Origin of the sequence: Rhodoferax sp. TH121 (assembly GCF_002251855.1) — a bacterium.
GTDB lineage: Bacteria > Pseudomonadota > Gammaproteobacteria > Burkholderiales > Burkholderiaceae_C > Allorhodoferax.
This window is the reverse complement of the sequence record NZ_NOXW01000022.1, coordinates 872,964-891,892: the sequence shown is the minus strand read 5'-3', so window position 1 is coordinate 891,892 and position 18,929 is coordinate 872,964. Positions and strand designations below refer to the sequence as shown.

The window sequence follows — 18,929 nt, the reverse complement described above, 5'->3', positions numbered from 1 at the left end:
CAACAAGTGGCGGCCTGTGCCGCCACTTTGCTTTTCTGATCGGTTGTTATGGCGGTTGAAAAAAGAGTCGTTTTCAAGTCGGCATGGCTGCCCTGGGTGCTGATTGCACCGCAGGTCGCAATCATTGCCATTTTCTTTTTCTGGCCTGCGGCGCAGGCATTGCTGCAGTCGGTGCAACAAAGTGACGCATTTGGCACCTCGGTGGAATTCGTCGGTCTGGACAACTTCCGCAACCTGTGGAATGACGCGTCCTACCTGGAGTCCTTCAAGACCACCGCCATTTTTTCCGCGCTGGTCGCGGTCATGGGCCTGTCCTTGTCGCTGACGCTGGCCATTTTTGCCGATCGTGTCGTGCGCGGTTCCGGCATTTACCGCACCTTCCTGATCTGGCCCTACGCAGTAGCGCCTGCGGTGGCAGGGGTGCTGTGGCTGTTCATGTTTGCGCCCAGCATTGGCATCGTGTCGTATGGCATCCGCCAGCTCGGCATGGGGTGGGACCCTCTGCTCAACAGCAACCACGCCATGGCGTTGATCGTCATGGCCGCGGTGTGGAAACAGATTTCGTACAACTTCCTGTTCTTCCTGGCGGGCTTGCAGTCGATCCCGAAGTCGCTCATCGAGGCGGCCGCCATGGACGGTGCCCGCCCCTGGCGTCGCTTCTGGACCATCCAGTTCCCCTTGCTCTCGCCCACCACCTTCTTCCTGCTGGTCATCAACATCGTCTATGCGTTTTTTGACACGTTTGCGATCGTGGATGCGGCCACCAAAGGCGGCCCTGGCAAAGACACGGCCATCCTGGTCTACAAAGTCTACTTTGACGGCTTCAAGGCGATGGACTTGGGTGGCTCGGCTGCGCAATCGGTGGTGTTGATGTTCATCGTGGTAGCACTGACCGTGGTGCAGTTCCGGTTTGTAGAGAAAAAGGTGAATTACTGATGGTTGAACGTCGCCCTTGGCTGGACTTTCTGTCGCATGCCATCCTGATCATTGGTGTCCTGGTGATTGCCTTCCCGGTTTACATCACCTTTGTCGCCTCAACCCACACCACGCAAGAGGTGGTGCAGTCCCCCATGCCATTGTTCCCCGGCGCACACCTGTGGGACAACTACCGCACCGCCCTGCTGGGCGGCCGTGAGGGCACTGGCTCCAAGGCCGCCGTCGGCGGCATGATGATGGTGAGCCTGGTCACCGCCCTGGTGATCTCGCTGGGCAAGATCGCCATCTCGCTGCTGTCGGCCTTTGCCATCGTGTACTTCCGTTTTCCGGCACGCATGTTTTTCTTCTGGGCCATCTTTGTCACGCTGATGCTGCCCGTGGAGGTGCGCATCGGCCCCACCTACCAGGTAGTGGCCGACCTGGGCTTGCTGAATAGTTATGCCGGCCTCACAGTCCCGCTGATTGCCTCGGCCACTGCCACCTTCCTGTTCCGCCAGTTTTTCTTGACGGTGCCCGATGAGCTGGTGGAAGCTGCGCGGGTGGATGGCGCCGGGCCACTGCGTTTCTTCAAGGACATCCTGGTACCCTTGTCCAGCACTAGCATCGCTGCGCTGTTCGTGATCCAGTTCATCTATGGCTGGAACCAATACCTGTGGCCGCTGCTGGTCACCACCGAAGAAAGCATGTACCCCGTCGTGGTGGGCATCAAACAAATGATCTCTGGTGGCGATGCGCAAACCGAATGGAACATCGTGATGGCCACTGCCATGCTGGCCATGCTGCCGCCCGCACTGGTAGTCATGCTGATGCAAAAGTGGTTTGTCAAAGGCTTGGTGGACACCGAAAAATGATCCACCCCTACTCGTCGCCAACCCATGTAAACCGCAGCAGCGCAGAAGCCGGGCCTCAACCTCGCTCCTTGGCTCCCGTACACATTTAATTCCCCCTCCGCTCTATGGCTTCCATCGAACTCAAAAACGTCATCAAACGCTACGGCAGTGGCAAAACGGCCAACCAGGTCATCCATGGTGTGAACGCACAGATCGCCGATGGCGAATTCATCGTGATCGTCGGTCCCAGCGGCTGTGGCAAATCCACCTTGCTGCGCATGGTGGCTGGCCTGGAAGAAATCAGCGAGGGCCAGGTCTGCATTGGCGGCAAGGTCGTCAACGACCTGGAGCCCTCCGACCGCGACATCGCCATGGTGTTCCAGAACTACGCGCTCTACCCCCACATGAGCGTGTTCGAGAACATGGCCTATGGCCTCAAGATCGCCAACGTGCCCATGGATGAAATCAAGCGTCGCGTGGACAAGGCCGCCAAAATTCTGGAGCTAGGCCCGTATCTGGAGCGCAAACCCAAGGCTCTGTCCGGTGGCCAACGCCAGCGCGTCGCCATGGGCCGTGCCATCGTGCGCCAGCCCCAGGTATTCTTGTTTGACGAGCCGCTCTCCAACCTAGACGCCAAACTGCGCGCCCAGACCCGACTCGAAATCCAGAAACTGCACCGCGAGCTGGGCATCACCAGCCTGTTTGTGACGCACGACCAGGTCGAAGCCATGACGCTGGCCCAGCGCATGATCGTGATGAACGGCGGCGTGATGGAACAGTTCGGTACGCCCGAAGAGGTCTACACCCGCCCCGCCAGTACCTTTGTGGCCAGCTTCATCGGCTCGCCGCCCATGAACCTGCTGAAAAACGCACCGGACGGCAAACCCGGCTGCATCACCGGCATCCGCCCCGAACACCTGGACATCACGCCCACTGGCTGGGCACTGCAAGTCGAGGCGGTGGAAATGTTGGGTGCCGAGCGCTTGGTCTACGCCAAGTGGGCAGGCGGCGGCAGCGATGAGCTGATGATCATCCGCACCGAAGAGTCGGCCGCCGTGCCCGTCTTGGGCACCACGCTGCATGTCACGCCGCGCCCGGACCGCATCCACCACTTTGACGCCAACACTGGCAAGAGAATCGACACCCCATGACAGCTAGCAGCACACTCGACCTCCCCACTTGGCCCTACCCGCGCTGGGTGGCGCACCGCGGCGCCGGCAAGCTGGCACCCGAAAACACCCTGGCCGCGTTCCGCCTGGGCGCCAGCCATGGCTACCGCATGTTCGAGTGTGATGTGAAACTGAGCAGCGACGGCGTGCCGTTTTTGATGCACGACGCGACGCTGCAGCGCACCACCAATGCGCGCGCAAAAATTGGCCAGGGCCACAGCGCGGTAGGCGGCGATCACGCTTGGGGCGTGCTGTCACAACTCGACGCCGGTAGCTGGCACAGCCGTGCCTACGCAGGCGAGCCGCTGGCAACACTGGGCGCCGTGGCCGCGTACTGCCTACGCAACGGCTACTTTCTGAACATCGAAATCAAACCCACGCCCGGCACCGAGCGCCATACGGGCGAGGTGGTGGCGCAACACGCTGCCCGCCTGTGGGCGGGCCAGGCGGTGCCGCCCCTGCTCACCTCTTTTAACCCCGAAGCGCTGGAAGGCGCGCAGGCCACAGCGCCCGCATTGCCGCGCGGTTTGCTGCTTGATACCCTGTGGACAGGCTGGCTGGAAACCGCGCTGCGTCTCGAGTGCCAGGCCATTGTCTGCAACCATGCGCTGTGGGACCGCAGCACGGTGACCCAGGCCCAAAGCGCAGGCTTTCGCACCTTGAGCTACACGGTCAACGACGACTGGGCCGCCCAGCGCCTGATCGATTTGGGTACGGACGGCATCATCACCGACCGGGTGGATCTGTTCAGCCCCAGCTGATTGCTATACAAACGATAGCTGCTCGCGCAGGATACAAGACGGCAAAAGGCCTGTTTGGCACTTATTTTGCGGCCAAGACCCACGCTACGGCATCTTGCATCGTGGGCACAACAACGGTCGCAGCCGTGAAGTCGTGACCGGCTGACATTTCAGTGGGAATGGCTACACAGGCCAGCCCGGCGGCAATGGCTGCTGCCACGCCGTGCTCGGTGTCCTCGAAGGCCACGACGTCCTGCGCCAACAAGCCCATGCGCTGCAGGGCCAGCAGGTAGCAATCGGGGGCGGGTTTGCTGTGCACCACATCGTCGGCAGACACCACGGTCTCAAACGCAGCGGCCAGATCGTGGGAACGCAATGTTGCGGCAATGGCATAGGCCCGCGCGCCCGTCACCACCCCCATGCGCAGCCGGGCGGCCTGCAACTGGTCAATGGATGCGGGTACACCGGGCATGAGCGGAAAAGCCGCCGTCTGCAAATAGGCCTGGGCAGACTCGTTCTTCAGTCGGGCCAGCACCTCGGGTGACTCTTGCACGCCAAAACGCTCCACCAAATCCAGTGCATTGGCATCGGTAGGCACACCGGCATAAAAATCCTTGTATTGCGCCAGCGTCAAGGCAAAGCCGTAGGGCGCCAGTACCTGGTTCCACAGGACAAAGTGCTGGCCCTCGGAATCCACCAAGGTTCCGTCATGGTCAAAAAGAACAGCGCGGAAACGGATTGACATAGGTCAAGCTTTGATCAGGAAAAAGAAGCTCAGCGGCGCATGGCCCACCATTGGCTAGCGGCCGTCGCCAACACCAGCGCGGCGTAGCTGGCCATCTTGCCGTCGCGGCCAAAGAACAGCAGGCCAGCCAGCAGAGCGAGCAAACCCACTACAAAATTAATAGCTACTTGCGCAGTTCGCGTGCGGTCTAGCGCCTTATTCTTCATGAAAACAGGGGCCAGAAAGGCCAACACCAGCCCCACGGCCAAAGCAGGGGCCGCAAAGTTCAGGAGGTGGTTGAGAAGGTCCAAAGGGCCCATGGCGGTTGGCACAAAGGCCAATACAGGCCCGTCAGGTGGTGGGTGAGGCCTCGATTTTATAATCGAGGCCTACACATATGGCAGTCTGGGCATTAGGCATCAACCACACCACCGCACCGCTGGATATGCGGGGCCGGTTTGCGTTCGCCATGGACCAGATTGCACCGCAGCTCCACGGCCTGCGCCAGAGCATGGCCCGCCCGCCCGAGGCGGCGATTGTCTCCACCTGCAACCGCACCGAAATTTACTGCGCCGGCGATGAAACCGCGCTGGACCACACCTTGGCCTGGCTGGCGCAAAGCGGCGGCGTGACACCCAACGAACTGCGCGCCCACACCTACCGGCTCGAAGATGGCCAGGCCGCGCGCCACGCCTTCCGCGTGGCCAGCGGTCTGGACAGCATGGTGCTGGGTGAACCCCAGATCCTGGGCCAGCTCAAAGACGCCGTACGCGCTGCAGACGAAGCCGGGGCCTTGGGCACCACACTCTCGCAGCTGTTCCAGCGATCCTTTGCCGTGGCCAAGGAGGTGCGCACCTCCACCGAAATCGGTGCACACAGCATCAGCATGGCGGCCGCGGCTGTGCGCTTGGCGGGCAATCTGTTTGAAGACCTGGCCGAGGTGAAGGTGCTGTTTGTGGGTGCGGGCGAGATGATCGAGCTGTGTGCCACGCACTTTGCGGCGAAGAACCCCAAAGCCATCGCCATTGCCAACCGCACGCTGGAGCGAGGCGAGAAGCTGGCCAGCCGCTTTGGCGGCGAGGTCATGCGTCTGGCCGACCTGCCCGAACGCCTGCACGAGTTTGACGCGATCGTCAGCTGCACCGCCAGCACCCTACCCATCATCGGTTTGGGCGCCGTGGAACGCGCGCTCAAGAAGCGCCGCCACCGTCCCATGTTCATGGTCGACCTGGCTGTGCCGCGCGACATCGAGCCCGAGGTCAAAGCTTTGGGCGACGTCTACCTCTATACCGTGGACGATCTGGCCAGCGTGGTGCAAACCGCGCAAGCCAACCGACAAGCCGCTGTAGCCCAAGCCGAGGCCATTGTGGATGCGGGTGTGCAGAGCTTTATGCACTGGGTCGACCAGCGCAGCGCGGTGCCACTGATCCAGCAACTCAACGCCCAAGCCGACGAATGGCGTGCTGCCGAATTGGCCCGCGCGCGCAAGTTATTGGCCAAGGGTGAAGATGTGGACACCGTGCTGGAGGCCTTGTCCAAAGGCCTGACGCAAAAAATGCTGCACGGGGCGATGGCCGAGTTGCATGCAGGGGATGCTGCGGCACGGGACCGTGCGAGTTCGGCGATCCAGCACTTCTTCCTTCGTAACAGCCGTTAGCTGGGCTGGCCCCACTCTCCCCCACCCCTCTCCCCTCTGGCGAGAGGAGAGCTTTAACCGCCACTTTTTTTCGCTTCGGCCACGGCCTTACTGCCTTTGCCTTGCTTGCCAACCTGATTCCAGTCCTATGAAACCGTTTCTTCGCCAACAACTTGCCCGTTATGCCGACCGCCAGGGGGAGCTGGAGTTTTTGCTGTCCCGCGAGGACATCATGAAAGACATGGAGCAATTCCTCAAACTCTCTCGCGAGCACACCGACGTGGCGGCCGTGGCTGGCCGCTGGAGCCGCTACCAGCAGCGCGAGGGCGATCTGGCCGGCGCGCAGGAGATGCGTGCTGACCCCGATATGGCGGAAATGGCCGAGGAAGAAATTGCCAGCGCCACGGCTGAACTGGCGCAATTGGAGGCCGAGCTGCAGCGCATGCTGCTGCCCAAGGACCCCGACGACCAGCGCCCCGCGTTTGTGGAAATCCGCGCTGGCACGGGCGGTGATGAATCCGCGCTCTTTGCCGCCGACCTGGCCCGCATGTACACCCGCTACTGCGACAGCATCGGCCTCAAGACCGAGATCATGAGCGAGTCGCAGAGCGAACTGGGCGGCTACAAGGAAGTGGTGCTGCGCATCGAAGGCAGCACGCAGACTGGCAGCGGCAGCTGCGGCGCCTACGGCATGCTCAAGTTCGAGAGCGGTGGCCACCGCGTGCAGCGCGTGCCCGCTACCGAAACGCAGGGCCGCATCCACACCAGCGCCTGCACCATCGCCGTGCTGGCCGAGCAGGATGAAGTGGAGGCAGCCAAGATCAACCCGTCCGACCTGCGCATTGACACCTACCGCGCCAGCGGTGCCGGTGGCCAGCACATCAACAAGACCGACTCGGCGGTGCGCATCACGCACATCCCAACCGGCATCGTGGCCGAGTGCCAGGACGGGCGCAGCCAACACAGCAACAAGGCGCAGGCCCTGAAAGTGCTGACCGCCCGCATCCACGAAAAGGAACGCAGCGAGCGCGCTGCCAAGGACGCCGCCGAACGCAAGAGCCTGGTGGGCAGTGGTGACCGCAGCGATCGAATCCGCACCTACAACTACCCGCAGGGCCGCCTGACAGACCACCGCATCAACCTCACGCTCTACAAGCTGGACCGCGCCATGGAAGGCGACCTGGGTGACGTGGTGGACGCGCTGCAAGCCTACGAGGCGGCACAGCAGCTAGCGGCGCTGGAAAACAACCTGGGCTAGCTTTCAGCATCCCAGCCCCCCCAAAAGCTCACACGAAGCCTCTCAGCAAGGTGCTGGCAGGCCGTGCCGCGTCACTCAGAGCTTGAACACCCCCACCACCTGCACAAGTTCGTTGGCTTGGCTCTTGAGGCTACTGGCAGCAGCGGCCATTTCCTCCACCAGCGCCGCGTTCTGCTGCGTGGCTTGGTCCATCTGCGTCACGGCTTCGCCCACCTGGGCAACACCTGCACTTTGTTCGCTGCTGGCCGCGCTGATCTCGCCCATAATGTCGGTGACTCGGCGGATGCTGGTTACCACTTCGGTCATGGTCACGCCAGCTTTGTCGACCAAGGCAGTGCCTTGTTCGACCCGCTCTACGCTGGCGTTAATAAGAAATTTGATTTCTTTCGCAGCTTCAGCACTTCGGCCGGCCAGGCTACGCACCTCCGACGCAACCACTGCGAAGCCTCGACCTTGCTCACCGGCCCGCGCGGCTTCTACGGCAGCGTTGAGCGCCAAGATGTTAGTCTGGAAGGCGATGCCATCAATGACGCTGATGATGTCACTGATCTTGCGGGACGCCTCGTTGATGTCCTTCATGGTTTCAACCACTTGACCCACCACTTCACCACCTTGCACTGCCACGGTGGAGGCGCTCATGGCCAGTTGGTTCGCCTGGCGCGCGTTCTCGGCGTTTTGCTGCACAGTCGAATTGAGCTCTTCCATACTGGCTGCGGTTTCCTCCAAAGCGCTAGCCTGGTGTTCCGTGCGGGCAGAAAGATCGTTATTACCCTGCGCAATCTCTGCACTGGCGTTGGCCACGCTATCTGCACTTCCCCGCACCTGGGTCAACACACCGTGGATCTTGCCAACAAATTGGTTGAAACCCGAGCCAATGGCAGCCAATTCATCGTTGCCCCGAACATCCAGCTTGGTGCGCAGGTCAGCTTCACCGCTGGACAAATTCACCATGGCTTGGCTAAGCGCGCGCAACGGACGCATGAGGCGCGTCACCACCGCCACCAGAATCAAGGCCGTAGCCACTGCACACACCACCGCCACCAGGAGGGCATAGGCAGTGAGCTGGCGCGATGAGGCCGTTGCCACACTGCGCGGAAAACTCAGACGCACACTCCAAGGCTGTGTGTCGGGGTGGATGGCCACTGGCTGCAGCAAGTGGATCACACCCTGGGTGTCCTGGTACTCGAAGGGCTTGCCCGCCAGCACAGCGGCCAAGCCATCGACCGGCACGTCCTCGGCTTTTTTGTTGATGCGCGCTGGGTCGGGGTGCGAGGCATACAAGCCACCGTTGGACAGCAATGCCAGGGAGCCCCCTTCCATCACTTTCAAGTCAGCCAGGATTTTCCCCAGCTGAGTGAGCGTGAAATCGGCACTGGAAAGCCCCTGAAACTGGCCCTGTATCAGTATGGGGGCCGCCAGCGTGGCCATCAGCACATCCTTGCCCTCGATGGGATAAACGTAGGGCTCGGTGAAATTGACCTTGCCCGACTTTTTGGGCACGTCGTACCAATCGTTGGCACCCGGCGTTTTTGGGTCAAACACGATCGGGTCCACATGGAAGCCACCACCGGCTTTGCGCGTCCAGTAAGGCATGAATCGTCCGGAGTCGTCGTACTCGGGTGTTTTGCCCGCATAGTCAGCGTCCTTGCCGTCCAGAGCATTGGGCTCCCAAGTTACAGCCGCTCCAATGAAGTCTTCGGCGCTGCTGAGCGTGGACTTCACCATCTCGTTGATCTGACCGCGCTGCAACGGCAAGTTGGCCACCTTGGTGGTGGCCATGGCACCGGCCAGTGCTGTGACGTTGGCCAGGTTGGCGCGGATACGGGTTTGCAGCGCACCGGCCGCTTCACGTGCAGAGGTGCGGGCCAAGTCCATGGTGGCTTCTTCTGCCGCTGTGCTACTTTTGAAGCCAATCACCATGGAAGTGATGGCCAGGCTGAGTACGACCAGCCCCGTGGCAGCCAGACCAAGCTTGGTACTCAGCGACAACGGCAAACGCTGCCGGCTGATAGGGTGGGCTTCGGAGGACAATGAGAGGCTCATATGCATAATTCCTTAGGTTCAGACCCGGCGCCTCACCTGCCACCACCTTGCGCGATTGCATGTACTTTTTTGTTCGCAAAGTCATCGTAGCGCATATGGACAACGCGTGCGTGCAAAATATCCGGCAAGGCCATACACCGCAAAAGTGCACACTATTGGTGCGTTCAACGCTACCAATTCAATAGCAAACACCAAGCATGATCTCCAACACCATTGATACTTTCTTGAAGTATGGCCTGGACCGACTGGACGCCCAGATGCTGGTGTTGCATGCCATGGACCGCCCGCCGCACGACCGAGCATGGTTGCTGCTGCACAGCGATACCCCACTGCACGCAGCGGCACAGCGCTGGCTAAACCAGGCCTTGCCACGCCGCTTGGCGGGCGAACCCGTGGCCTACATCACGGGCCACAAAGAGTTTTATGGCCTGGACTTGCAAGTAGACGCGCGCGTGCTGGTACCCCGCCCGGACACCGAAACCCTGGTGGACTGGGCACTCGACGTGCTAACCACCCAGCCCGCGGCCCATGTGGTGGACCTGGGCACCGGCAGCGGTGCGATCGCACTGGCACTCAAGCACAGCCGCCCCAGCCTGCAAGTGCAGGCGGTGGACTACAGCGCAGAAGCTCTGGCGGTGGCCCTGGCCAATGCGCAGCGCTTGTGCCTGGAAGTCAGCTTTCACCAGGGCTCCTGGATGTCAGGCATCGCCGGTCCGCTGGATGCCATCGTCTCCAACCCGCCCTACATCCGCGAGGACGACGAACACCTGCCGGCCCTGCGGCATGAGCCCCGCCAAGCCCTGACCGCCGGAGCCGACGGGCTGGACGACATCCGCACCATCATCACGCAATCGCGCGAACGTCTGCGACCCGGCGGCTGGCTGCTGCTGGAGCATGGCTATGACCAAGCGCCAGCTGTGCGCTCGCTCTTGCAAGAGGCCGGTTTTCTCCGGGTGCAGAGTCGCAACGACCTGGCTGGAATTCCCCGCTGCAGTGGCGGAATATGGCCCTAGACCCCATAGTTATTGCGCTATAAGCTCCTAATTTCATAGCAAAACAGATTCATCATGCCCTCTCACACCCCTGCTTGCCCCCAATGCACCCTGGAGAACACCTACCCCGATGGCGCCAACTTCGTCTGCGCCGACTGTGGATTTGAATGGCCCCAAGCCACTGCCGCAGAGGACGACGATGTGGCGGTGGTGAAGGACTCCAATGGCCAAGTCTTGCAGGACGGTGATGCCGTGGTCCTGATCAAGGACCTGAAGGTAAAGGGCAGTTCCACCGTGCTCAAACAGGGCACCAAGGTGAAGAGCATCCGTTTGGTCGGTGGAGACCATGAGGTGGACTGCAAGATGGATGGCGGGAGTTTTATGCTGAAAGCCTGCTTTCTGAAAAAAGCCTGATTCCGACACCACACTGTCATGATTTAGGTGTTTACAGCAGCAAAAGCTTGCCGCTAGACTGCAAGGGCCATGTGGCAAGCCCCCGTGACAAGGCCATGCAAATAAGAACTTCCGTTGGACCGGCCCCGAACTTGGGCAAACGCTGCCTGTGGGCTGTGGTGGGGCTCTGCTTGTGGGCCGGACAAGTCAGTGCGCAATCGGTATCTTGCAAGAGCCTGGTAGCCACAGGCAATCCCGAATACACCCCCTATCTGTGGCGTGACCCGACTGACGAGACCCGGCTCATAGGCGCCAATGCGGACCTGATGCAGTTGCTGTCCAAGGAGATAGGCCTGCCCATCGAAGTGAAGTACCAAGGCTCCTGGGCCCGTGTGCAAGAACAGGCCAAAAATGGCCGTGTGGACCTGATTGCCGGCGCCTTCTTCACGTTGCCGCGGCTGGAGTACATGGACTACTTTTACCCCGCCTTTCGCAGCACCCGCACGGTGATCTGGACACCTGCCAAAAACACTTTCACCTACAAGACCTGGGGCGACCTCAAGGGCCGCAAAGGCCTGACGGTGATCAACAACAGCTTTGGCGAGGCGTTTGACCGCTATGCCAAGGAGTTTTTGCAGATCGACGAGGTGTCGCAGCTAGAGCAGGCCTTTCGCATGTTGGGGGTGGGTCGGGCCCAGTACATCGTTTACGAAGAAGACCCGGGCCGGGCATTGGCGACGAAGCTGGGCTACGACGATTTGAAAACCTCGTCTGTCGCGGTAAGCAATGAGGGGCTGCACCTCACGCTCGCGCACCAATCCCCGTGCAACACCGGGGAGATGCGCGGGCGCATTGCCAAGGCACTGCACAAGCTCACCAAAGACAATGTGATGAAGCAGCTGGTAGAAAACAACATCCAGCGCTGGCGCCAGCAAGTCGGCCCCTGAGCGCATCCGGTCGCCCTGGGGCCCACTCAGGCCGCTACCCCCTCCAAGACGCCCACATCCACCAGCCCCAGGCGGTTCACGCCGCTGATCAGCGCTTTGACCGACGCCGTCACGATGTTGGTGTCCATGCCCACGCCAAAGCGCTCGCCGCCCTTGCCTGTATCGCCCTGGGCGGCCACAAGCTCCAGAAATGCACAGGCTTGCGCATCTCCGCCATCCGTACTGGCACGGGTACTGCGCTCCTCATAGCTGCGCACCTGGACCTTGATGCCGATGGTTTGCAGCGCGTGCACGGCCGCGTCGATGGGGCCATTGCCTTCGCCAGTAATCAGCATGGACTGGCCGTCCACTTCCACGCCGATGCGGATTCCCTGCACATGGGCCTTGCCGGTCTGGCCGGGGTGGTCAAACAGATGGTGCTCGACATAGCGCACTTGGGCGTCGGCTGCATGCAGGTACGTCGCGTCAAAGAGGTTCCAGATGTCCTGCGCACTCATCTCACCACCATGGGTGTCGGTGTAGTTCTGCACTTCACCAGAAAACTCCACCTGCAGGCGGCGCGGCATCACCACACCAAACTCGGCCTCCATCAGATAGGCCACGCCACCCTTGCCGGATTGGCTGTTCACGCGGATCACCGAGTCGTAGCTGCGACCCACGTCGGCAGGGTCAATGGGCATGTAGGGCACGTTCCACAGCGCGTCCGGGCCGGCTGCCTTTTGGGCGGCAAAGCCTTTCTTGATGGCGTCCTGGTGGGAGCCACTGAACGCGGTGAACACCAGGTCACCCACATACGGGTGACGGGGGTGGATGGGCAACTGGTTGCAATGCTCGACGGTGCGGGCAATGGCGTTGATGTCCGAAAAATCGAGGCCGGGACTCACGCCCTGGGTGTAGAGGTTGAGGGCCAGGGTGACCAAGTCCACGTTGCCGGTGCGCTCGCCATTGCCGAACAGGCAGCCTTCGACACGGTCGGCGCCGGCCATGAGCCCCAACTCTGCCGCTGCCACGCCGGTGCCCCGGTCGTTGTGCGGGTGCAGGCTCAGGATGACGCTGTCGCGGCGGGCCAAGTGGGTGTGCATCCACTCGATCTGGTCAGCATAAATATTGGGGGTGGACACCTCGACAGTCGCCGGCAAATTGAGGATCACCTTGTTGGCGAGTGTGGCGCCCCACTCGGCGGTGACGGCATCACATACTTCGCAGGCGAATTCGAGCTCGGTGCTGGTGAACACCTCGGGGCTGTACTGCAGCACCCACTCGGTCTCCGGCATGGTGGCGGTGATCTCTTTGATCAGGCGCACCGATGACACAGCCAACTCTTTGACCTCGGACTTGCTCATGCCGAACACCACGTCGCGGAAGACGGGGGCGGTGGCGTTGTACACGTGCACGATGGCGCGGCGGGCACCCTTGAGCGATTCGATGGTGCGGCGGATCAGGTGTTCGCGGGATTGGGTGAGCACTTCAATGGTCACATCGTCCGGCACATGGCCGCCTTCAATTAACTCGCGCACAAAGTCAAAGTCGGTTTGCGAGGCGCTAGGGAAACCGACCTCGATCTCTTTGAAACCCACTTGCAGCAGCGTGCGGAACATACGCATCTTGCGCTCCGCATTCATGGGTTCGAACAGGGATTGGTTGCCGTCCCGCAAGTCCGTGCTCATCCAGATCGGCGGCTGGGTGATGGAGCGCGTGGGCCATTGCCGGTTGGGCAGGTCAATGGCTGGGAAAGCGCGGTACTTGGTAGCGGGATGAGACAACACGGCAAGACTCCTGGTGGCAGATACAAGGTAACTGGCGTGTATCGTAGCCCGGCAGGCAGAGCAGCCCATTGCGACTTGGTGCTTAAATCAGCAGCAAATAAGCAAAAAATGGCTGGATTTTTTCAAATCTAGCCATTTCCGAAAACTAAAGAAAAATTTCAGGCAATCAGTGATGATGGCCGTGGGCACCGTGCACGTGTCCATGGGCGATTTCTTCTTCGCTGGCGGCGCGCACGTCCAGCACCTTCACCGCAAAACGCAGTGTCTTGCCGGCGTGAGGGTGGTTGCCGTCCAGGTGCACCACCGGGCCTTTGATCTTGACCACGGTGAAGACAATGGTGTTGCCATCTTCCGCCCGGCCTTCCAGCTGGCCACCCACCTTGACGCCGGGAGGAAACTGGGTTTTGGGGATGGTTTGCAACAGTGCTTCGTTGTACTCGCCAAAGGCATCGACCGGGGCCAGCTCCACCGTGGTGGCAAAGCCCACGCTCTGGCCTTCCAGCGCTTCTTCGATCTTGGGGAAGGTGTTGCCATAACCGCCGTGCAGGTAGGCGATGGGTTCCTGGCTTTGGTCCAGCAGCTTGCCGGTGGTGTCGGTGACCTTGAATTGCAGTGTGACTGCGGTGTTTTTGGTGATGTTCATGGCGTCTATTATCCAAAAAAGCCTTGCCCGTCATCTGCCAAGCACCGCCACCCGGCACAAGCGCCGGGGAAGGTGAAATAATTAGGGTATCTATCTACTTGGAAGCCGAAACATGAGCGACGCACAACAACGCATTGACGAACTCGTCAAATCCAATGAAATCCTGCTCTTCATGAAGGGCACTGCCAGCTTTCCCCAGTGCGGTTTCTCCGGCCGTGCCATCCAGATCCTCAAGGCCTGTGGCGTAGACACCAAGTCCGTCAAGACCGTGAACGTACTCGAAGACGACGGCATCCGCCAAGGCATCAAGGAATACAGCAACTGGCCCACTATTCCGCAGCTCTACATCAAGGGCGAATTCATCGGCGGCTCCGACATCATGATGGAAATGTACGAGTCGGGCGAATTGGCACAAACTTTGGGCAAGAGCCAAGCCTGACTTCCGCGCCGGCACAAGACCCGGCGCATGAACCGGGGTGCCGCAGCAACTACTGGAGCTTCAGGGACCCCTCACGTGTCAGACCACAGCGCTACAGACGCTCTTGACGATGACCTGCGCAGTCGTCGTCTGTTCCAGTTTGCGGCGTTGCTGTTCTTTGCGTTCACGGGGACCGCTGTGCAATACGGTTTCCAGCAGCGCTGGGACGTAGTCGTAATTCTGAGCACCACGGCAGCGCTGATGCTGCCTTGCCAATGGCTCAATCGCCGCGGGCACTACGAAACTGCATCCATTCTTATCCTAGGGTCGGCCACTTTGGCGCTCTTCGGCATCATGTGGCGTAGCGACGGACTACGCGACTCCTCTTTGCTGGGCTACCCTGTCATCCTGATTGCCGCAGGCCAGCTGCTCAAACCCCAAAAATTCTGGTGGCTGCTGGCCGGGATGGTACTGTGTGTGGTCTGCTTAGGGTTGGGCACGCTCTATGGCTGGCGGGGTGCCACCACACCGGGAACGGACATCGACCGGCTCACGGACAGCGTCACCATCTTGGTGGTGAACGGCATATTGGTATGGTTTCTGGCCTACGACATGCAGAAGGCGCTGATGGGGCTGCGCGTGCAAATTGCGCGATTCCGGGAGTCTGAGAAAAACCTTACCCACCTGGCCCAGCACGATGCACTGACCCGCTTGCCCAACCGCGTGCTGGGTAGCGAATTGGTGGAACAGGCCATTGCCAGTAGCGCGCGGCACCAGCAGTTGGTGGCCCTGCTGTTTGTGGACCTGGACAATTTCAAGGATGTGAACGACTCGGTCGGGCATTCAGCGGGGGACGAATTTCTCAAACAAGTGGCCCTTCGTCTGCGTGATGCAGTGCGCCAAGCCGATATCGTCTGCCGCCAAGGTGGCGACGAGTTCCTGATCGGAGTGACCGACATCTCCGACACCCAGGGTATTGCGCAGGTCGCCACCCAAGTGCTGCAGCAGATGCAGGCCCCCTTTCATCTGCGCGGACTGGAAATTCTGGCCACCTGCTCCATCGGCATTGCGGTGTACCCCAAGGATGGGGCCACCTTCGAAGCCTTGTTGCGCCATGCCGACCTGGCCATGTACCAGGCCAAGGAGTCAGGGCGCAATGCCTATCGCTTCTTCGATGAGGAAATCAACACCAGCATCCGTGAAAACTTGCATTTGATCTCCAGCCTGCGCCAGGCGCTGGCCCAGAACGAGCTGGTGCTGCACTACCAGCCAGTGTTTGACCTGCGCGACAACCGTCTGGTGGGGGCTGAAGCTTTGGTGCGATGGCAAAACCCCAAACTGGGGCTTGTCTCACCCGGCCTGTTTATTCCCGCAGCAGAGAAATCCGGCCTGATCGTGGACATCGGTCAATGGGTGCTGCAAGACGCCTGCCGACAAATGCAGGCATGGCGACAAGCTGGAGCTCCTGAACTCATGGTGGCCGTGAACCTGTCTGCCGTGCAGTTCCGACGCGGCGATGTAGAGGCGGTGATTGAACGCGCGCTGCAGCAATCCGGGCTGGACCCGCGCCAACTGGAACTGGAAATGACCGAGTCCACCCTGATCCAGGACACGGACAAGTTCATGTCGACGCTCCAACGCATCAAAGCCATGGGGATTCGGCTGTCCATCGACGACTTTGGCACTGGGTACTCCAACCTCTCGTACCTGCAACGCTTTGCGGTCGACAAGCTCAAAATAGACCAATCTTTTGTACGCCGCTTGCGCGAAGGACAGAAAGACGTCGCCATGGTCAGTGCCATCATTCATCTGGCCAAAAGCCTGAATCTGACGGTGACCGCAGAAGGGGTAGAAAACGTGGAAACCCGCGATGCACTGCAGGGCATGGGCTGCGACCAGGCGCAAGGCTACTGGTTTGCCAAACCCATGCCAGCCGCGCAGTTTGAAGAACTTTGGCGTGCGCAGTTGGCCACGCCTGGCGTTGCCGTTCGCCTTTAACCGGCCCAGTCCCAGGTGCGCTTGGCACCCATCACGGCACTGGGGTAAGGTGCCTTGCCGCGCGAACCGTTGTAACGCCCAAGGGCCATGAACATGTCGCCCCGCTCACGTTCCAGGTAGTGGCGCAGGATCACACAACCAAAGCGCAGATTGGTTTGCATGTGAAAAAGCTTGCCCGCATCCCCGTCGCCGAGCACACGGGTCCAGAAGGGCATCACTTGCATATAGCCCCGCGCGCCCACACGGCTCACGGCGAACTTGCGGAAGTTGCTTTCCACCTGGATCAAGCCCATCACCAGCGCCACATCCAGCCCGGCACGCTTGCTCTCGTACCACACCGATTGCAAAAACTCTTTTCGAGTCTCCCAGTCTGGCTTCTTTTTCTTCAGCCGTTCACTCATGGCACCCAACCAGCGCAGGTACTTCAGCCGCGACTCCGTATCGGCAAACTCAGGGATGGGTGGCGCAGAATTCTGGATAGCGGAGGACAAGGCGGTGCGCACCGAGTCGACCAAGGGTTCTTCAATCTGGCCACCGGCCAGCACCAGATCTGCGAACGACAGTGCCCCGCTCCCCACCAGCAAGCGCAGCAGGCCCTGTCGCCTGCCAATCAATGCGCTCGCCCCCGGTGAGGCATTCATGCCTTCAGGCGTGACAGCAGCATGCTGGCGACATCCGCCACCGGCACTTTGGTCGCTTCGGTGTCACGGCGGTGCTGGTACTCCACCACCCCCTCTTTCAAAGCGCGGTCACCGATAGTCACACGGTGGGGCACACCAATCAATTCCCAGTCGGCAAACATGGCACCGGGGCGCTCGTTGCGGTCGTCGAGCATCACGTCCACGCCAGCAGCCAACAGTTCAGCGTAGAGCGTGTCGGCAGCCGCCTTTACATCGGCAAAGCGGTCGGGGCTGATGGGGCACAGCACCACGGTAAAGGGGGCCAGCGCGTCGGGCCAGATGATGCCCTTGTCATCGTGGTTCTGCTCGATGGCCGCAGCAGGCAGGCGGGTGATGCCGATGCCGTAACAACCCATTTCCATGAACTGGGGCTTGCCGTTCTCGCCCAAAAACGTTGCGTTCATGGCTTTGCTGTACTTGGTGCCCAAGTAAAACACGTGACCCACCTCGATACCGCGCTCGATCGCCAAGATGCCCTTGCCGTCGGGCGAAGCATCGCCTGCCACCACATTGCGCAAGTCCGCCACCAGCGCGGGCTCGGGCAGGTCACGGCCCCAGTTGACGCCACGGATGTGGAAATCCTCTTCGTTGGCACCGCAAATCCAGTCAGCCATCACGGCCACATCCCGGTCAGCCACAATGGTGACGGGTAGCTTCAAACCAATGGGGCCCAAGTAACCCGGCTTACAGCCAAAGTGAGCCTCAATTTCAGGCACGGTGGCAAAGCGGAAATCGGCCAGGCCGGGCAGCTTGCCCACCTTGACTTCGTTCATGTCATGGTCGCCACGCAGCAGGAGCAACCAGACCTGGGTCTTGGTGACATTGCCTTTCTCGTCCAGCGTATCGGTGGCCAGTACCAGCGACTTGACGGTCGTGGCCAGTGGCACGTTCAGCAACTCAGCTACGTCCGCACACGTGCTTTTGCCTGGTGTTGCTATCTTTTCCATAGCTGCCTGCGCAGATCCCCTGGGGGCTGAGGGCGCCAAAGCCTCTGCTTTTTCAATATTGGCAGCGTAGTCGCTGGTCGGGCAGTAGATGATGGCGTCTTCCCCAGTAGAGGCAATCACCTGGAACTCTTCGCTCAGGTCCCCGCCAATAGCACCGCTGTCCGCTGCCACCGCGCGGTAGCGCAGGCCAAATCGGTCGAAGATCTTGCGGTAGGCACCGGCCATCACCTGGTAGCTGGCCTTGGCGCAGTCCTGGTCGCGGTCAAAGCTGTAGGCATCCTTCATGATGAACTCGCGCCCGCGCATCAGGCCAAAACGCGGACGACGCTCGTCGCGGAACTTGGTCTGGATTTGGTACAGGTTCTTGGGCAGTTGCTTGTAGCTTTTGATTTCCTGCCGCGCGATGTCGGTCACCACTTCTTCACTGGTGGGCTGAATGACAAAGTCACGGTCATGGCGGTCTTTGATGCGCAGCAACTCGGGGCCCATTTTGTCGAAGCGGCCGGTTTCTTGCCACAGCTCGGCCGGTTGCACCACAGGCATGGTGCATTCCACTGCGCCTGCGCGGTTCATTTCTTCGCGCACGATGGCTTCCACCTTGCGAATGACACGCAAGCCCATGGGCATGTAGGTGTAGATGCCGGCCCCCAATTTCTTGATCATGCCGGCCCGCATCATGAGCTTGTGGCTGGCGACCTCGGCGTCCGCAGGCGCTTCTTTGAGGGTGGAGATAAGGAATTGGGAGGCTTTCATGACGGAACTCGCTGACGACGGGGCGTTCTGCTCTTGATGCACTGCTTTCGCTGTGC

18 protein-coding genes are annotated in these 18,929 nt (G+C 60.7%); 11 read left to right on the top strand and 7 right to left on the bottom strand.

The features are described from left to right. The first annotated feature begins 48 nt into the window (after positions 1-48). The 4 genes from ugpA (at position 49) to ugpQ (ending at position 3,696) form a co-directional block, all read left to right on the top strand. Positions 49-936, top strand: coding sequence for a sn-glycerol-3-phosphate ABC transporter permease UgpA (gene ugpA, locus CHU94_RS18590; RefSeq protein ID WP_094482606.1), 888 nt, complete (start codon positions 49-51; stop codon positions 934-936). Continuing rightward, positions 936-1,787, top strand: a complete 852-nt coding sequence (gene ugpE / locus CHU94_RS18585; RefSeq protein WP_094482604.1) for a sn-glycerol-3-phosphate ABC transporter permease UgpE — start codon at positions 936-938, stop codon at positions 1,785-1,787. The genes ugpA and ugpE overlap by 1 nt, the downstream gene beginning before the upstream one ends. A gap of 104 nt (positions 1,788-1,891) precedes the next feature. Further along, the gene (locus CHU94_RS18580) at positions 1,892-2,917 is read left to right on the top strand and encodes a sn-glycerol-3-phosphate import ATP-binding protein UgpC (protein WP_094482602.1); all 1,026 of its coding nucleotides are present in this window, start codon (positions 1,892-1,894) and stop codon (positions 2,915-2,917) included. Continuing rightward, positions 2,914-3,696 (top strand): glycerophosphodiester phosphodiesterase, encoded by a 783-nt coding sequence (gene ugpQ / locus CHU94_RS18575; RefSeq protein ID WP_094482600.1) that lies wholly within the window; start codon positions 2,914-2,916, stop codon positions 3,694-3,696. Before CHU94_RS18580 ends, ugpQ begins: the two co-directional genes overlap by 4 nt. Before the next feature lie 61 nt (positions 3,697-3,757). Here ugpQ and CHU94_RS18570 read toward each other — a convergent pair whose 3' ends face one another. Together CHU94_RS18570 and CHU94_RS18565 are read right to left on the bottom strand one after the other, a co-directional pair. Next, on the bottom strand, positions 3,758-4,420 hold the full coding sequence (locus CHU94_RS18570) for an HAD family phosphatase (protein WP_094482598.1): 663 nt from the start codon (positions 4,418-4,420) through the stop codon (positions 3,758-3,760). A 29-nt stretch (positions 4,421-4,449) separates the two neighbouring features. Further along, the gene (locus CHU94_RS18565) at positions 4,450-4,719 is read right to left on the bottom strand and encodes a hypothetical protein (protein WP_094482596.1); all 270 of its coding nucleotides are present in this window, start codon (positions 4,717-4,719) and stop codon (positions 4,450-4,452) included. A gap of 77 nt (positions 4,720-4,796) precedes the next feature. Here CHU94_RS18565 and hemA point away from each other — a divergent pair, with 77 nt between their 5' ends. Both hemA and prfA read left to right on the top strand, forming a co-directional pair. Continuing rightward, the gene (gene hemA / locus CHU94_RS18560; RefSeq protein ID WP_094482594.1) at positions 4,797-6,056 is read left to right on the top strand and encodes a glutamyl-tRNA reductase; all 1,260 of its coding nucleotides are present in this window, start codon (positions 4,797-4,799) and stop codon (positions 6,054-6,056) included. A gap of 127 nt (positions 6,057-6,183) precedes the next feature. After that, entirely contained in the window at positions 6,184-7,293 is a 1,110-nt protein-coding gene (gene prfA, locus CHU94_RS18555) for a peptide chain release factor 1 (RefSeq protein ID WP_094482592.1), read from the top strand. Positions 7,294-7,368: 75 nt separating this feature from the next. On the opposite strand, the gene CHU94_RS18550 is transcribed toward prfA, so the two are convergent. Then, entirely contained in the window at positions 7,369-9,336 is a 1,968-nt protein-coding gene (locus CHU94_RS18550) for a methyl-accepting chemotaxis protein (protein ID WP_255034036.1), read from the bottom strand. Between the two features lie 197 nt (positions 9,337-9,533). On the opposite strand from CHU94_RS18550, the gene prmC reads away from it, so the two are divergent. From prmC to CHU94_RS18535, 3 genes are all read left to right on the top strand, one after another. Next, positions 9,534-10,349: a peptide chain release factor N(5)-glutamine methyltransferase gene (prmC, locus tag CHU94_RS18545; protein WP_094482588.1), complete on the top strand. Its 816-nt coding sequence runs from the start codon at positions 9,534-9,536 to the stop codon at positions 10,347-10,349. 54 nt (positions 10,350-10,403) lie between these two features. Continuing rightward, a complete protein-coding gene (locus tag CHU94_RS18540) occupies positions 10,404-10,742 on the top strand; it encodes a zinc ribbon domain-containing protein YjdM (protein ID WP_094482586.1) in 339 nt (112 codons plus the stop codon). A gap of 95 nt (positions 10,743-10,837) precedes the next feature. Beyond that, positions 10,838-11,668: an ABC transporter substrate-binding protein gene (locus CHU94_RS18535; protein WP_217901333.1), complete on the top strand. Its 831-nt coding sequence runs from the start codon at positions 10,838-10,840 to the stop codon at positions 11,666-11,668. A gap of 26 nt (positions 11,669-11,694) precedes the next feature. Here the strand turns inward: CHU94_RS18535 and leuA are convergent, their stop codons facing one another. Then, complete coding sequence (leuA, locus tag CHU94_RS18530) at positions 11,695-13,434, bottom strand: 2-isopropylmalate synthase (protein ID WP_217901332.1); 1,740 nt, start codon at positions 13,432-13,434, stop codon at positions 11,695-11,697. A gap of 166 nt (positions 13,435-13,600) precedes the next feature. Continuing rightward, on the bottom strand, positions 13,601-14,077 hold the full coding sequence (locus CHU94_RS18525) for a peptidylprolyl isomerase (protein WP_094482582.1): 477 nt from the start codon (positions 14,075-14,077) through the stop codon (positions 13,601-13,603). Between the two features lie 112 nt (positions 14,078-14,189). On the opposite strand from CHU94_RS18525, the gene grxD reads away from it, so the two are divergent. Together grxD and CHU94_RS18515 are read left to right on the top strand one after the other, a co-directional pair. Next, positions 14,190-14,516: a Grx4 family monothiol glutaredoxin gene (grxD, locus tag CHU94_RS18520; protein ID WP_094482580.1), complete on the top strand. Its 327-nt coding sequence runs from the start codon at positions 14,190-14,192 to the stop codon at positions 14,514-14,516. Positions 14,517-14,591: 75 nt separating this feature from the next. After that, positions 14,592-16,493: a bifunctional diguanylate cyclase/phosphodiesterase gene (locus CHU94_RS18515; RefSeq protein WP_176452090.1), complete on the top strand. Its 1,902-nt coding sequence runs from the start codon at positions 14,592-14,594 to the stop codon at positions 16,491-16,493. Here CHU94_RS18515 and CHU94_RS18510 read toward each other — a convergent pair. Together CHU94_RS18510 and CHU94_RS18505 are read right to left on the bottom strand one after the other, a co-directional pair. Next, positions 16,490-17,134 (bottom strand): lytic transglycosylase domain-containing protein, encoded by a 645-nt coding sequence (locus CHU94_RS18510; protein WP_094482576.1) that lies wholly within the window; start codon positions 17,132-17,134, stop codon positions 16,490-16,492. The genes CHU94_RS18515 and CHU94_RS18510 overlap by 4 nt on opposite strands. Continuing rightward, positions 17,131-18,873 (bottom strand): proline--tRNA ligase, encoded by a 1,743-nt coding sequence (locus tag CHU94_RS18505; RefSeq protein ID WP_094482574.1) that lies wholly within the window; start codon positions 18,871-18,873, stop codon positions 17,131-17,133. Before CHU94_RS18505 ends, CHU94_RS18510 begins: the two co-directional genes overlap by 4 nt. Between the last annotated feature and the right edge of the window lie 56 nt (positions 18,874-18,929).

Coding starts and splice junctions, on each gene's coding strand:
- ugpA (WP_094482606.1), top strand. CDS start 49: ATGGCGGTTGAAAAAAGAGTCGTTTTCAAGTCGGCATGGCTGCCCTGG.
- ugpE (WP_094482604.1), top strand. CDS start 936: ATGGTTGAACGTCGCCCTTGGCTGGACTTTCTGTCGCATGCCATCCTG.
- CHU94_RS18580 (WP_094482602.1), top strand. CDS start 1,892: ATGGCTTCCATCGAACTCAAAAACGTCATCAAACGCTACGGCAGTGGC.
- ugpQ (WP_094482600.1), top strand. CDS start 2,914: ATGACAGCTAGCAGCACACTCGACCTCCCCACTTGGCCCTACCCGCGC.
- CHU94_RS18570 (WP_094482598.1), bottom strand. CDS start 4,420: ATGTCAATCCGTTTCCGCGCTGTTCTTTTTGACCATGACGGAACCTTG.
- CHU94_RS18565 (WP_094482596.1), bottom strand. CDS start 4,719: ATGGGCCCTTTGGACCTTCTCAACCACCTCCTGAACTTTGCGGCCCCT.
- hemA (WP_094482594.1), top strand. CDS start 4,797: ATGGCAGTCTGGGCATTAGGCATCAACCACACCACCGCACCGCTGGAT.
- prfA (WP_094482592.1), top strand. CDS start 6,184: ATGAAACCGTTTCTTCGCCAACAACTTGCCCGTTATGCCGACCGCCAG.
- CHU94_RS18550 (WP_255034036.1), bottom strand. CDS start 9,336: ATGAGCCTCTCATTGTCCTCCGAAGCCCACCCTATCAGCCGGCAGCGT.
- prmC (WP_094482588.1), top strand. CDS start 9,534: ATGATCTCCAACACCATTGATACTTTCTTGAAGTATGGCCTGGACCGA.
- CHU94_RS18540 (WP_094482586.1), top strand. CDS start 10,404: ATGCCCTCTCACACCCCTGCTTGCCCCCAATGCACCCTGGAGAACACC.
- CHU94_RS18535 (WP_217901333.1), top strand. CDS start 10,838: ATGCAAATAAGAACTTCCGTTGGACCGGCCCCGAACTTGGGCAAACGC.
- CHU94_RS18525 (WP_094482582.1), bottom strand. CDS start 14,077: ATGAACATCACCAAAAACACCGCAGTCACACTGCAATTCAAGGTCACC.
- grxD (WP_094482580.1), top strand. CDS start 14,190: ATGAGCGACGCACAACAACGCATTGACGAACTCGTCAAATCCAATGAA.
- CHU94_RS18510 (WP_094482576.1), bottom strand. CDS start 17,134: ATGAATGCCTCACCGGGGGCGAGCGCATTGATTGGCAGGCGACAGGGC.
- CHU94_RS18505 (WP_094482574.1), bottom strand. CDS start 18,873: ATGAAAGCCTCCCAATTCCTTATCTCCACCCTCAAAGAAGCGCCTGCG.